The 13,017-nt window shown below is 69.5% G+C and carries 17 protein-coding genes and 1 tRNA gene; 7 read left to right on the plus strand and 11 right to left on the minus strand.

What is annotated here, in order from left to right; all coding sequences use genetic code 11:
* Positions 1-10 precede the first annotated feature (10 nt).
* The 3 genes from INTCA_RS10470 (at position 11) to fabF (ending at position 2,880) form a co-directional block, all read left to right on the plus strand.
* A complete protein-coding gene (locus tag INTCA_RS10470) occupies positions 11-1,096 on the plus strand; it encodes a beta-ketoacyl-ACP synthase III (RefSeq protein WP_013492889.1) in 1,086 nt (361 codons plus the stop codon).
* Between the two features lie 149 nt (positions 1,097-1,245).
* Complete coding sequence (locus INTCA_RS10475; protein ID WP_013492890.1) at positions 1,246-1,494, plus strand: acyl carrier protein; 249 nt, start codon at positions 1,246-1,248, stop codon at positions 1,492-1,494.
* Positions 1,495-1,632: 138 nt separating this feature from the next.
* Positions 1,633-2,880: a beta-ketoacyl-ACP synthase II gene (gene fabF / locus INTCA_RS10480; RefSeq protein WP_013492891.1), complete on the plus strand. Its 1,248-nt coding sequence runs from the start codon at positions 1,633-1,635 to the stop codon at positions 2,878-2,880.
* A gap of 84 nt (positions 2,881-2,964) precedes the next feature.
* On the opposite strand, the gene INTCA_RS10485 is transcribed toward fabF, so the two are convergent.
* From INTCA_RS10485 to INTCA_RS10515, 7 genes are all read right to left on the minus strand, one after another.
* A complete protein-coding gene (locus tag INTCA_RS10485; protein ID WP_013492892.1) occupies positions 2,965-4,173 on the minus strand; it encodes an RtcB family protein in 1,209 nt (402 codons plus the stop codon).
* Positions 4,174-4,298: 125 nt separating this feature from the next.
* Positions 4,299-4,667 (minus strand): WhiB family transcriptional regulator, encoded by a 369-nt coding sequence (locus tag INTCA_RS20465; RefSeq protein WP_013492893.1) that lies wholly within the window; start codon positions 4,665-4,667, stop codon positions 4,299-4,301.
* Positions 4,664-5,161, minus strand: coding sequence for an HNH endonuclease (locus tag INTCA_RS10495; protein WP_013492894.1), 498 nt, complete (start codon positions 5,159-5,161; stop codon positions 4,664-4,666). Before INTCA_RS10495 ends, INTCA_RS20465 begins: the two co-directional genes overlap by 4 nt.
* 289 nt (positions 5,162-5,450) lie before the next feature.
* Positions 5,451-5,975, minus strand: a complete 525-nt coding sequence (locus INTCA_RS10500) for a DUF3145 domain-containing protein (protein WP_013492895.1) — start codon at positions 5,973-5,975, stop codon at positions 5,451-5,453.
* 199 nt (positions 5,976-6,174) lie between these two features.
* The gene (locus INTCA_RS10505) at positions 6,175-6,516 is read right to left on the minus strand and encodes a bifunctional 3-phenylpropionate/cinnamic acid dioxygenase ferredoxin subunit (RefSeq protein WP_013492896.1); all 342 of its coding nucleotides are present in this window, start codon (positions 6,514-6,516) and stop codon (positions 6,175-6,177) included.
* Positions 6,517-6,600: 84 nt separating this feature from the next.
* Positions 6,601-7,260 (minus strand): ArsR/SmtB family transcription factor, encoded by a 660-nt coding sequence (locus INTCA_RS10510; RefSeq protein ID WP_013492897.1) that lies wholly within the window; start codon positions 7,258-7,260, stop codon positions 6,601-6,603.
* Entirely contained in the window at positions 7,257-8,591 is a 1,335-nt protein-coding gene (locus INTCA_RS10515) for an MFS transporter (protein ID WP_013492898.1), read from the minus strand. The genes INTCA_RS10510 and INTCA_RS10515 overlap by 4 nt, the downstream gene beginning before the upstream one ends.
* 167 nt (positions 8,592-8,758) lie before the next feature.
* Here INTCA_RS10515 and INTCA_RS10520 point away from each other — a divergent pair.
* Positions 8,759-8,832: transfer RNA gene (locus INTCA_RS10520), tRNA-Ile, on the plus strand.
* A gap of 456 nt (positions 8,833-9,288) precedes the next feature.
* On the opposite strand, the gene INTCA_RS10525 is transcribed toward INTCA_RS10520, so the two are convergent.
* Complete coding sequence (locus INTCA_RS10525; protein ID WP_041307546.1) at positions 9,289-9,609, minus strand: IS110 family transposase; 321 nt, start codon at positions 9,607-9,609, stop codon at positions 9,289-9,291.
* 519 nt (positions 9,610-10,128) lie between these two features.
* On the opposite strand from INTCA_RS10525, the gene INTCA_RS10530 reads away from it, so the two are divergent.
* On the plus strand, positions 10,129-10,440 hold the full coding sequence (locus tag INTCA_RS10530) for a hypothetical protein (RefSeq protein WP_041307550.1): 312 nt from the start codon (positions 10,129-10,131) through the stop codon (positions 10,438-10,440).
* A 114-nt stretch (positions 10,441-10,554) separates the two neighbouring features.
* On the opposite strand, the gene INTCA_RS10535 is transcribed toward INTCA_RS10530, so the two are convergent.
* A complete protein-coding gene (locus INTCA_RS10535) occupies positions 10,555-10,830 on the minus strand; it encodes a type II toxin-antitoxin system RelE family toxin (protein WP_013492900.1) in 276 nt (91 codons plus the stop codon).
* The gene (locus INTCA_RS10540; RefSeq protein WP_013492901.1) at positions 10,827-11,108 is read right to left on the minus strand and encodes a type II toxin-antitoxin system Phd/YefM family antitoxin; all 282 of its coding nucleotides are present in this window, start codon (positions 11,106-11,108) and stop codon (positions 10,827-10,829) included. The genes INTCA_RS10535 and INTCA_RS10540 overlap by 4 nt, the downstream gene beginning before the upstream one ends.
* A gap of 430 nt (positions 11,109-11,538) precedes the next feature.
* Between INTCA_RS10540 and INTCA_RS10545 the strand changes: the two genes are divergently transcribed.
* Both INTCA_RS10545 and INTCA_RS10550 read left to right on the plus strand, forming a co-directional pair.
* On the plus strand, positions 11,539-12,012 hold the full coding sequence (locus tag INTCA_RS10545; RefSeq protein WP_013492902.1) for a hypothetical protein: 474 nt from the start codon (positions 11,539-11,541) through the stop codon (positions 12,010-12,012).
* A gap of 105 nt (positions 12,013-12,117) precedes the next feature.
* The gene (locus INTCA_RS10550; protein WP_244859819.1) at positions 12,118-12,375 is read left to right on the plus strand and encodes a hypothetical protein; all 258 of its coding nucleotides are present in this window, start codon (positions 12,118-12,120) and stop codon (positions 12,373-12,375) included.
* A gap of 254 nt (positions 12,376-12,629) precedes the next feature.
* Here INTCA_RS10550 and INTCA_RS10555 read toward each other — a convergent pair whose 3' ends face one another.
* A complete protein-coding gene (locus INTCA_RS10555) occupies positions 12,630-12,986 on the minus strand; it encodes an ArsR/SmtB family transcription factor (RefSeq protein ID WP_013492905.1) in 357 nt (118 codons plus the stop codon).
* Positions 12,987-13,017: the final 31 nt, after the last annotated feature.

Genomic DNA, 13,017 nt, shown 5'->3' on the forward strand with positions numbered 1-13,017 from the left:
GGCTTCTCCCGTGACTGCTTCCAGCGCCCTGACCCCCAAGGGGACCGGTTTCATCGTCGACCCCGGCTCCCCGCGCCACTCCCGGATGCTCGGCGTCGGCGCCTACCGACCCGACCGCGTCGTCATGAACGCCGAGATCGTCGACGCGATCGACTCGAGTGACGAGTGGATCCGCGAGCGCTCGGGCATCGTCAGCCGCCACCGCGCGGCCGAGAACGAGTCGGTCATCGACATGGCCGAGCACGCGGCCCGGCAGGCCCTCGAGCACGCCGGCATCACCGCGGACCAGCTCGGCTTCGTCCTCATGGCGACCGTGACGCACCCCTACCAGACCCCGGCCGCCGCGCCGGAGCTCGCCGCCCGGCTCGGCTCGACCGCCCCCGCGATGGACATCTCGGCCGCCTGTGCCGGCTACTGCTATGGCGTCGCAACGGCCAGTGACATGGTCAAGGCTGGCTCCGTCGACTACGTCCTCGTCATCGGGGTCGAGAAGCTGAGCGACTTCACCGACCCGCACGACCGCGGCACCGCGTTCATCTTCGGTGACGGCGCCGGCGCCTGCGTCATCGGCCCCTCCGACACTCCCGGGATCGGCCCGACGGTGTGGGGCTCCGACGGCGGCCAGCGCGACGTCATCACGAACCGCCACTCGTGGCTGGAGATCCGGGACCTGCTGGACGACGGTGGCGTCGAGGCCGCCGCCGTCCCGCCCTCTGTGGAAGGTGTGACGGCAAAGGGTTGGCCCGCCCTGACGATGGCCGGTCAGAGCGTCTTCCGGTGGGCCGTCTGGGGGATGGCCCCGATCGCCCAGCAGGCCATCGACCGGGCGGGCATCAAGGTCGACGACCTCGATGCGTTCATCCCGCACCAGGCCAACATCCGCATCGTCGATGCGATGGTCAAGCAGCTCAAGCTGCCGCCGGACATCCCCGTCGCCCGAGACATCGTCACGACGGCGAACACGTCGGCCGCGAGCATCCCGATCGCCATGACGCGGATGCTCGCCGAGGGAGAGATCCCGAGCGGCGGCCTCGCCCTGCAGATCGGCTTCGGGGCCGGGCTGGTCTATGCGGCTCAAGTGATCGTCCTGCCATAGGGACGCCCATCGTTTCCCGCTTGTCCCGACGGGTAATCGGGGCCACGGTGGCGGTTCAGGTGTTTCACCCGGACGCCCGCCATGCAGGACCGACAGTGCAAGTGACCGACACCTGACCACCACCCTGGTGACCACCTAAGGAGCAGCAAATGGCTCAGTCCGAGCAGGAGATCCTCGAGGGTCTCGCCGAGATCGTCAACGAGGAGACCGGCCTCGACACCGCATCGGTCGAGATGGACAAGTCCTTCACCGAGGACCTCGACATCGACTCGCTGTCCATGATGACGATCGTCGTCAACGCCGAGGAGAAGTTCGGCGTCCGCATCCCCGACAGCGAGGTCAAGAACCTCAAGACGGTTCGCGACGCCGTCACCTTCATCTCGAGCGCTCAGGGCTGACGCGACTCCACCCCAGTTCGGCACCCGCGTGCCCGGCCACCCCGGCGGCGACCGGGCACGCGGAGCCAGCCCAGCGGCATACGACCCTCCACCGGAACGCACGACCCACTCGACCCACCTCACGAGGAGCACCTCACCATGACGTCCACTGACCGACGCATCGTCGTCACCGGCCTGGGCGCCACGACGCCCGTGGGCGGCACCGCCCGCGAGACGTGGGACGCCGTCCTCGCCGGGCGCTCTGGAGCCCGCACCATGGACTTCGACTGGGTGGCCAAGTACGAGCTGCCCGTCACGTTCGCCGCGATGATCCACACGAGGCCCGACGAGGTGCTCGCCAAGGTCGAGACCCGGCGCCTCGACCCCTCCAGCCAGTACGCCCTCATCGCAGCGCGTGAGGCGTGGGCTGATGCGGGCTCTCCCGACGTCGAGCCCGAGCGGATCGGCACGGCCATCGGCTCCGGCATCGGCGGCGTGTGGACCCTCCTCGACCAGTGGGACACCCTCCGCGAGAAGGGGCCCCGCCGGGTCTACCCGCTCGCGGTGCCCATGCTCATGCCCAACGGCCCGTCAGCCGCTGTCTCGCTCGAGCTCGGCGCCCGCGCCGGTGTCCACACTCTCGTCAGCGCCTGCTCATCTGGCGCCGAGAGCATGGGCTACGCCATCGAGATGATCCGCAGCGGCCGCGCCGACATCGTCGTCGCCGGTGGCACCGAGGCCGCGGTGCACGCCATGCCGATCGCCGGGTTCGCCGCGATGCAGGCCCTGTCGACGCGCAACGACGAGCCGGAGAAGGCCTCCCGCCCGTACGACACCGACCGCGACGGTTTCGTGCTCGGTGAGGGCGCCGCCGTCATCGTCCTCGAGTCCGAGGAGCATGCCCGGGCCCGCGGCGCGAAGATCTACGCGGAGCTGGCGAGCATCGGACTCTCCGCGGACGCACACCACATCACCGCGCCCGAGCCGAACGGGTCGGGGGCGTCACGCGCGATGGCCCAGGCAGTGGAGCAGGCGGGTCTGTCCCTGACCGACATCGTCCACATCAACGCGCACGCCACGTCGACGCCGGTCGGTGACGTCGCCGAGTACAACGCGATCAAGCGCGCCTTCGGCGACCACACCGACAACATCGCGGTCACCGCGACGAAGTCGATGACCGGCCACCTCCTCGGCGCCGCCGGTGCCCTCGAGGCCGTGTTGACGATCCTTGCGGTGCACCACCGGACCGTGCCCGCGACGATCAACCTCGACAACCAGGACCCGGCGATCCCGCTCAACGTCGTCAGGGGTGAGCACCTGACGCTGCCCTCCGGTGACGTGGCCGCCCTGAACAACTCGTTCGGCTTCGGCGGCCACAACGTGGCCCTGGCGATCAAGAGCGTCTGACGACGCCCCCATCCCGTATGCCGCTGGGCCGGGTCCGCGTCGATCGCGCGGTCCCGGCCCAGTGGCGTCCGGGTCTCCTGACCCTCAGCCCTTGACGCAGAGCAGGGTCGTGAGCCGGGCCACCACCTCCACGAGCGGGTTCGCCCCCGTCGTCTGGGCCGCGATGACCGACTCGAGGTCCTTGTAGGCACCGGGGATCTCGTCCAGGACCCCCGCATCCTTGCGGCACTCGACCCCCAGGGTCTGCGCCTGGAGGTCCTCCACGGTGAACCGCCGCTTGGCTGCGTTCCTCGACATCCGTCGCCCGGCCCCGTGGCTGGCCGAGTTGTAGGACTGCTCGCTGCCCAGGCCGCGCACGACGTACGACCCGGTGCCCATCGACCCGGGGATGAGACCGAGGTCCCCGGCGCCGGCACGGATCGCACCTTTCCTCGTGACGATGACGTCGACGCCGTCGTAGGACTCCTCCGAGACGTAGTTGTGGTGGCACCGCACCGGCTCGTCGAACCTCACGTGCGGGAAGTGCTGTGCGACGACCTCCCGCGTGCTCGCCATCATCACCTCCCGGTTGAGCAGCGCGTACTCCTGCGCCCAGTACAGGTCGTGGAGGTAGGCCGCCATCTCCTCCGTGTCGGCGAGGAAGACGGCCAGGTCCCGGTCGGGCAGGCCGAGGTTGTGCTCCAGCGTCTTGGCCGTCTCGATGTGCCGGTCGGCGAGCTCCTTGCCGATGTTGCGGGACCCCGAGTGGAGCATGAGCCAGATCCGGCCGTCGTCGCCCTCGCAGAGCTCCCAGAAGTGGTTCCCGGAGCCGAGCGAGCCGCACTGCGCCCGGGCCCGTCCCTGACGCTCGGCGATCTTGGGGGCCCGCAGCTCGCTGAACCGCCCCATGAGTGAGTCGACGCGTGCGGCGAGCACCTGGTCCCGCCCGAGGACGGGGGCTGACCCGTTGTGCGCCGCCCACCCCACCGGCATGACCTGCTCCACGGCGGCCCGGAGCGGGCCCAGGTCATCGGGGAGGTCGGAGGCTGTGAGGCTGGTGCGCACGGCCGTCATGCCACAGCCGATGTCGACCCCCACGGCCGCCGGGGACACGGCGTCGCGCATCGCGATGACCGAGCCGACGGTCGCGCCCTTGCCCAGGTGGACGTCGGGCATGACTCGCACTCCGTGGACCCACGGGAGCGCGCTGATGTTCCGCAGCTGCTCCTGGGCCGCCGGCTCGACGTCGGCAGGGTCGGCCCACATCAGCGTTGATGCGCTCGCGCCGGGGAGTGCGACCGGGAAGGTCTGCATGGAGGGGTTCCTTTCAGGGCGGGAACCTCGAGGCTGGTGCCCGAGGCGGTGGGTGTGAGGTTTCGTCGCGCTGGGCAAGCTCCGGACGGGAGCTCGCCCAGCGGCATACGGCTGGCTGCGCGCCGTCAGGCGCTCGCGGATCCGCGGTGCTGCGGTGGCCGGACGTTCCCGGGGAGGTCGGTGGTGCTCCGCCCGCGACCGAGGAGCTCACCGCCCCAGACGCCCCACTCCCGCCGCTCCTGGGCGACGGCGAGACAGGAGTGAACGACCGGGCAGCCGCGACACACCGCCTTGGCCTGCGCAGCCTCGGACTCCGTCGCAGGCCAGAAAAGCTCAGGGTCCGCGGCGGTGCACGGCGGCGTGACGTCCCCCGGCACCAAGGGGTGGTCCCCCGCAGCCGTGGGGGCCCTGCCCTCCACAGTGTCGCGACCCCGCGCACCCGAACGTGCTTCGGCCATCGGCCGGGTGGTGAGGTTCAGGCGGTGTCGGCTCATGTGACGGGCTCCTTCCCGTGTGGTGTCGGTGTGCCGGTGGCGTGGCGGGCGAAGCGCAGCTGAGCTCGCGTTGGGACGTAGGGCTGCCACCGGAGGGGCAGGTGCGCCTCCTCCGGGGTCCGGTCGCCCTTGCGGCCGTTGCAGTCGTCGCACGCGGCCACGGCGTTGAGCCAGGAGGTCGCCCCGCCGCGCGATCGAGGCAGGACGTGGTCCATGGTCGTCGCGGCGAACCGGCCGCAGTAGGCGCACTGGCCCCGGTCGCGCAGGAGGACGCCCTCGCGGGAGTAGGTGGCCCGGGTCCGCGAGTAGAGCCACTTCTGCTCGACGTAACGCACGAGCCGGACGACGAGTGGGACCTGGTAGGGGCCGAGCGTCTCGGACTCGTGCACCGAGACGGGCGTGGCGACGCCGCGCCAGATCATCTGCACCGCGTGCCGCACCGACACCCGGTGAAGGAGTGTCTCGTCGGCGTTCCACACCTCGACCTGGGTCATCGTCGATCCCTCCTTCTTCTGGTCGCCTGGTGTCGTCGCTGGGTCTGCCCCGGCCGGGTGGCCGGGTGAGAAAACAAGAGCCGCCGTCCGGGCGTCGACGGTGGCTGCGGGCCCGAACCCCGGGTTCAGCGGTGGTGAGACGAGGACCCGACCGCGTGCCGCAAGCCTGCCACGGGGGGCCTGTGGCCTGACATCGGTTTTCCACAGGGCGTGGTGAGGGCCCGGACGCACGAACCGTCCGGGCCCTCGTTGCCGACCAGCGCTGGAGACGAGCGCCGTCGACCGACCGTCAGCCGACCTGGTGCAGCCACCTCACGGGGGCTCCGTCGCCGGCGTAGCGGAACGGTTCGAGCTCGTCGTCCCAGGGGACGCCGAGGAGCAGGTCCATCTCGTCCTGGAGGGCCGCCGCGTCGCCGCGGCTGCGGAGCATCGCCTCGCGCAGCCGGTCCTCCTGCACGACGACGTCACCGCTGACGCTCGTCATGGCGTGGTGGATGCCCAGGCTCGGGGTGTAGGACCAGCGCGCCCCGTCGGAGACGGGCGTCGGGTCCTCGGTCACCTCGTACCGCAGGCCCTCCCAGCCGCGGAGGGCACTGGCCAACTCGGCTCCAGTGCCCACCGCGGCTGTCCAGGAGAGCTCCGTGCGAACCGTGCGGGGCAGGATCGGCTGTGGCGTCCACGCCAAGGAGACCCGTTGGTCGAGGACGGCCTCGATCGCCCACGTGATGTGGGGGCACAGCGCCGTCGGGGCGCCGTGAACGAAGACCACGCCGCGCGTCGAGTGACGCGGGGTGGACGGCATCGCGACAGACATCCTGGCCTCCTCACCTGCAAGGGACGTCTTCCCCAACGACCTCGCGTGTGGCGGTCAGCTCGTGCTGCCGGCGTTCGTGTGAAGTTGTATGCCGCTCAGCTCGCTTCCGCGAGCACCTGACCATTGTGCACCACCAGTCCCACGGGCACCAGCAATGGAGGTCGCCGTGTTCGGCTGGGCAAGAGCGCCGGGCCCCGGCTCAGCGGGTTCTGGGCGTTCCTGGGAAGAGATAGACCTCGTTCTCGCGCACCTCGACGCGATGCGTCGCGACCGGTTTCGTGGCGGGTAGGCACATCGGCTCGCCCGTGCCGAGGCAGAAGCGGGTGGCGTGCAGCGGACACTCGACCTCGCCGGCCTCGATCCATCCCTCGGCGAGCGAGGCGTCCTCGTGCGAGCAGGTGTCGTCGAGCGCGTAGTAGGTGCCGTCGTCGTCGCGGAAGAGCGAGATGGGCTGCTCGGTGCCGGTCAGCTCCTGTGGGAGGACGAGTGCCTCCCCGGGCTCGACGTCATCCACCGCGGCAACGCGGATCCCCTCGGTCATGAGCTCTCCTTCGACTGACAACGGTGGTGCGAGCCTAGGACCCGCAGCGGTGGATCGTGCGGCCGGGTGCGCGGCCGGCCGGTGTCACGACGTGAGGTTCGGGCCGTCAGCGATGCGCCATTCGAGGACTCCGTCGGTGGCCCGCCGGGCGGTCACCCCTCGGGCAGTGAGCAGGCGCACCGCGTCTCGCGCGAGGACGCAGTACCGCCCACGGCAGTAGGCGACGACCTCCCGGTCCGTCGGCAGGTCGGCGATCCGCTCCCCCAGCTCGTCGAGCGGGATGTGGATGGCCCCCTCGACATGGCCGGCGACGTACTCGCTCTCCGGTCTGACATCGACCAGGACGACGTCGCCGCGCTCGAGCCTCGCGATGAGCTCGTCGGTGTCGAGAGCGACGGTGTCCTCCGGGCCGAGGTAGGCACGGCGGGCCAGCTCGGTGTGCGGGCGGTGTTCCTCCGCGACCCGGCGGAGCTGGTCCCACAGAGCCGCGACGTCCGTGCCGGAGAGCGCGTAGAAGACTCGCTTGTGCTCGCGCCGCGAAGTGAGGAGACCGGACTCACGGAGGGTCTGGAGATGCGCCGAGCAGGTGCTGGTCTGCAGACCCGTGGTCCGGGCCAGGTCCTCGACGCTGCGTGGCCCTTGAGCGAGCAGGTCGAGCAGCTCGAGTCGCTTCGGGTGGCCGAGGGCCTTGCCGACGGCCGCGAACTGGGCGAAGAGGTCGTCCTTGGCGCTGCCGTGGGTCATCGGCGTGGCTCCTCTCGCCCGGTCTGGCGGCCCGGGTGGTGGGTCTCGTACATCCGAACGGCGACCACGACGCCGGATGCCGCCGTGAGCGCAGCGACCGTCCAGACTGCGGCCCGGACCCCGAGGGCGTCGGCGACCACGCCCGCCAGCAGCGCCCCGACCGCGAAGCCGCCGTCACGCCAGAGCCGGTAGACGCCGACGGACCTGGCCCGCCACGCGGGGTGAGCGACGTCGCCGATGGCTGCGAGCAGGGTCGGGTAGACCATCGCCGTGCCGGCGCCGAGCAGAGCCGCGGCGAACGCCCACGCCCCGAAGGTGTCGGCGACGGCGATGATCGCCAACGCGACGGCCTGCAGCCACATGCCGGCGGCGATCATCCACTTGCGGCCCCATCGGTCGGACAGCGCCCCGGTGAGCAGCTGGCCGACGCCCCACACAGCGGGATAGAGGGCGGCGAGGATCCCGATGCGGCTCACGGAGAGCCCGGCACCGGCGAACAGGATCGGGAGGAGACCCCAGGCAAGCCCGTCGTTGAGGTTGTTCACCAGACCTGCCTGGCTCGCCGACGAGAGCGCGGGTTCACGCAGGCTCGTCTGCAGGAACACCTCTCGGTCGCCGAGGCCCTCATGGAGGTGGTCATGGCGGCCGTCGCCCCGGGCGACGTGGGAGCCTGCCTCGAGGCGAGCGTGCTCTCGGGTCTCCGAGACGGCCACGGCGGACAAGCCCAGCCCGAGGGCCGCAAAGGCGATACCGACGAGGAAGGGCGCGGGGCGCAGTCCGTACGCCTCGGCCAGATAGCCCGTGACGAGAGCCGTCAGGGCGACCGCCCCGTAGCCGGCGGCCTCGTTGAGGCCCATGGCGAGGCCTCGGCGGGCCGGTCCCACGAGGTCGATCTTCATGATGACGGTCGTCGACCACGTGAGCCCCTGGCTGATCCCGAGCAAGACGTTGGCGAAGATGACCCAGCCCCACGACGGCGCCCAGATGAGCAGCAGTGGGACGGGGACCGCGACGAGCCAGCCGGCCACGAGGACGGGCTTGCGGCCGTGCCGGTCCGACAGGGTGCCGGCGACGTAGTTCGTCGCGGCCTTCGCGAGCCCGAATACGAGGATGAAGGTCAACCCCGCGGTGTAGGCGGTCAGGCCGAACTCCCGCTCGCCCAGGAGTGGCAGCACGGTGCGCTCCTGGCCCAGCATCCCGCCGACGAGGGCGTTGACGACGACGAGCAGGGTGAACTGGGCGGCGTTCTGGCGGAGTCCGAGCTGGAGCGGGCGCGCTCCCGCCCCCGCGGGGGGCGTGGGGGGCAGCTGGGGGGAGGCCGGCGTGGTCACTGCGGAATACTACTGTCGTTCCATGGATTCATGAAGTGACGAGTCGGCACCGGTGCGGCGGAACTCCTCGGCATCATCACCGACCGTGCCCGGAGCCGAGCCACCTGTCAGGCGCACGCCCGGCCCATCGCTAGAATCACCACACCCTCGACGTCCGTCGACGGTCCGGGGCAGTAGCTCAGCCGGTTAGAGCAGCGGACTCATAATCCGTCGGTCCAGGGTTCAAGCCCCTGCTGCCCCACCCACGTTTCCGTAGGTCATCCCTGTAGGAGCGGGGCCGGTCAAGAGCGTGCGGAGGTTGCTTTTGACCAGGCCCGGACGATTGCTGGACAGGACCCGACGGACGTCGGGGTCAAGGCTCGAGAGGGGCTCGACCGCGAAGCGGAGGGCCTTGAGGCCGGCGTCCAGCGGGTCGACGATGTGGCTCGGCGGGGACCGTCGAACGCCTTGGTTATGGATGCTGTCCTGGCCACCTTCAGGAGAAGCAGGAGCAGAGGGGTCGTTCCTCGTCAGTGCTGATGCGGTGGGAGTGGACAGCCCGTTTGGGTGTCAGTCATCCCTGCGCCACCGGGGACGGCGGCATGACGTGGTGCGGGGTGTCCTGGCCGGTGTGGTCAATCAACGGGCGCGACCGCGCCGATCAGCTCGGGGGTCATGACCTGCACGACCGAGCACCGGCCAAGAAGAATCGGGATGGTCATGCCGCGCCCCGGTGCAGGGCGCGGACGTGTCCGTCGCGCAGGGCGTAGTAGACGTGCTCGATCTGCCGGCGAGCCGCGGCGACCGCGGCTATGTTCTTGCCGCCGGGACCGCCTCGACGGGCCGCGACCCGCTCCCGTAACGCGCCGACCCCGATGTGGGGCCCGACCCGCTTGACCGACTCGATCGCGGCCCAGCGGACCAGTTTCGAGCCCTGCTTGGTGATCCGCCCGCGCCGCACATGCGTGTCGGACTCGTGGTGCTTGGGGGTCAGCCCGGCCCACGAGGCCAGGTGCGCCGCGGTGGGGAAGCGGTGCACGTCACCAGAAGGCTGGCGTATTCGCCGTTGTAGACGTCACGGATCGACACTCGCCCCTCCGTCTCGAGGTTGAACTCACCGCGACGGCTCAAGCCATCGATGTGTGGCGTCGGTGCGAGTTCCACGGTCGTTGCGCCATCGTCTACCGATAGCACCCCAACCGCCACGCAGTCGCCCGTGGCTGCGACGATTCTGTCCGCGAGGGACTCTGGTGGCGTGTACTCGTCGCGGCCGACCAGCAGCACTACGGAGTTCGGTGGTTCGATCACGTGGGCCACTGGGTCAGCCTGCCATCTGAGCCATGAGTGGGTCGGACCGGGAGGCGGTCATCGGCCGATAGACGAGCGCGATCCGCGGCATGGTCGGGCGTTCGCCCGCAGAGCGGCATGTGAGTGCGTTCCCATTACCTTCGTCCCCTAAGGTCGTGCCCTGGATGGGCATTTGGCTGCTCGACGACTCGACGCGAGCGACATCCGCCCGCCAGATTGGAGCAAGGATGGGTGATCGGGGTTGGCCTGCATGAGGACGGAGCATTGGTTCGCGCCTTCGGCGCCGCTGCAAGAAAAGCAGCGACGGCTCCGCCGGCAGCTAACCCTCACCGGATACGGGTTGCTGGCTGCCGCCTTCATCCTGCTGCCCTTAGCCGACCACCTGCCGGACAGAGCGCTGGCCATCTACGTAGGCGTCTTGCTCGTGGCGATGGCCGCCTGGTTTGTTTGGGGCATTGTTGCGATCGTCCGGCACGCAATGGAAGGCCGGAAGGAAGTGCGTGAGTGGAAAGCGACGCGCGACCGTCGCGGTCGGGCGACAGAGCCGGATACTCGCTCCTAACTGCGGGGCCCATGTGCGAACGGAAGGTGCGCCATGGTCGCGCAAACATGCTCCGCATGCCGCCGTTGGACGAACGTCCTCCCCGCGGCAGAAGAGGAAGACCTCTGTGCTCAGTTACGCACGGTAGATGTCGCCACGGTGGCCGATCGCTAGGACGGTCACCGTCTGGGCTTGTTCGTCGATGCGGTAGAGGATGCGATAGGTGCCACGTCGTGCGCTGTGTCGGTCTGTCAGGGGTGGGCGCAGTTGCTTGCCCACGCGGTGAGGGTTCTCGAGCAAGGGGCCGGTGATGAACTCGAAGGCGGCGGTGGCGACGGCTTCTGGGAGATCTTCAGTCATGTGTCGGCGAGCTGAGGAGACGATCCGCAACTGGTAGCGACCGTTGGTCACGCCGAGGTCCGGCGTGACCGCATCGCCGCCTCGAGGTCGCCTTGGGTCTCGACACGGCCGGCAGCCAGGTCGGCGTCGGCGGTGGCAAGCTGCGTCATGAGGTCGCGGTCCCCCAAGACGGCGATGGTCTCCTCGAGCATCGCGAGGTCATCGGGCGCCAGCAGGACGGCCGAGGGCTGACCGTGCACGGTCACGGTTACTCGTTCGTGGTGCTTGCTCACTCGGCTGATGACCTCGGACAGGTGTGCCTTGGCGTCGGCCAGTGGAATGCTCGTCATGGTCCAAAGTATGACCATAATCGGCGTGGGTGTCCAGCCCGCATGCCACCAGTTCGAGGCAAGACCAGACGTCCCGTCCGTGGCAGTTTCGGACGACCGTCTTCGCCCTCAGTGCGGCAAATCCGGACGTGGCGCCGTGGTCCGTCTGGGGTGGGACCGGGACGTCGTCCCAGCTACGACGTGCGGCCGACGACTTCGTGAGCCAGGGCACCTGGCGTCCGGTGCTGTTGCTGATCGGGCCCCTGCTTCTATCGCTCGATCGAGAAGCGCGACGGCCAGCTCACTGCATGACCGCGCGGCACGCCGACGGGCTGGACGGCGCTCAGTGCAACCAGCACCTTGTCGGCTGCTTCCGAGAGGCACGCGCCGTAGGGTCTCCCGTCATGCCAAACGATTTGACAAATTCAGAACGTGATCTGAAGATGGGGTCATGTCCGCTGCTCTGCAGGTCCACACGTTCCAGTCCTCGGAACTCTCACGTCAGCCCGCGGCCGTCTTTGCTGCCGCCGAGGATGGCCCTGTCCTGATCACCCGGCGAGACGGGGAGCCTCTGATCCTCACGTCTGAGGCCCAGGCGCGCCGCGACCAACTCGGCCTTGAACTTGCCGCCCAGCTCGTTGCGGCGTCCCTGGACCCCTCAAACGAGCCATTCACCGCTCGTCTGCTGGGTCCATTTCCCTGGCTCATGTTCCTGAGTGAGGCCGAGCGGGAGGCGTTTGCTGAGGAGATCGTGAGCGTTGCCCGGGCGTGCGCCGCGGTGCGCCACTTTGACCGCCTCCTGAAAGTCTTGGAGGAATGGCATCGCACGGCTCAGGCGTACGCGGCCGGCTACACCGCCGACATGGCCGTGGACTGGCTCGAGGATGATGAGGCCGCGGCCGATCCGCGGACCGACGTCGTCTGACGACAACGAATGGCGACCAAGCAGGGGACCGTCGCATGCCCGACCAAGAGCACCGAGTGGGTCATCAAATACGCGACCTCGCAGGCACGCAATGGATGGACCGACATGTGCGCGACGCAGAAGAACGCGCTCACGGACGCATGGGACTACCTCACCAAGAAGCCCCTCGCTGACGAGTCTCCGCATGGCCGGCTCAAGGGCGACCTGGCGACGGTCACACGCAGCGGCGTGAGCCATGACCGTCGCCAGTACGAGCTCAAGAACGGTGCCCGGATCTGGTACTGGGTCGAGGGTCAGACGGTGATGCTGGAGCGGGTCGAGACCCATCACCCCAACGCGACCAAGAAGCGTGGCAAGGGCTGAGCACCCGCCACGGTGTCCCCCTATCGCGTGGCCGGGGCCTCGAACGCTGGACGCGCCACGGGATCGAACCGGGTCAGAGCCTTCGTCAGCGCCGGTGCCCTAGGCGGTCTATCCGTCGTCTTCGCGGCTGTTCAGCAGCCGGAGAACCGCGGCTACGCCTTCGCCGTGCTGGAGTCTCCACAGCACTGTGGCCCCGTTAAGGTCGCGTTGCAGATCAGCAGCGTCGAGGCCGGCGTCACGCAAGATTTTCGCCGTCAGGCGAAGATCTGGCCGAACTGGTCGAGCCGTTCCGGGACGAGGGTGAACCAGGCCTGCGTGCCACGCTGTTCGCGCATGAGAAGGCCCGCCTGGGTGAGCACCTTCAGATGATGGGACACGGTCGGCTGGGACAGCCCGACCGCCGGAACGAGCTCGCACACGCAGGCGGAGCAGTCGGCGGCGGACCGGATGATGCTCAGGAGCTGGAGCCGGGCCGGGTCGGAGACCGCCTTGAGCAGGGTCGCCACCTCCTCGGCCTCGGGCCGGGTCAGCGGTGCCCGCGCGGGGGCTCCACAGCACTTGCCGATGGCCCCTTCGAGCAGGTTCCCCTGGAGCGCGACTGGTCGTGCCACCCGTCGTCCACCTCCTGTTGTCTCGTTGCTC

Origin of the sequence: Intrasporangium calvum DSM 43043 (assembly GCF_000184685.1) — a bacterium.
Lineage (GTDB): Bacteria > Actinomycetota > Actinomycetes > Actinomycetales > Dermatophilaceae > Intrasporangium > Intrasporangium calvum.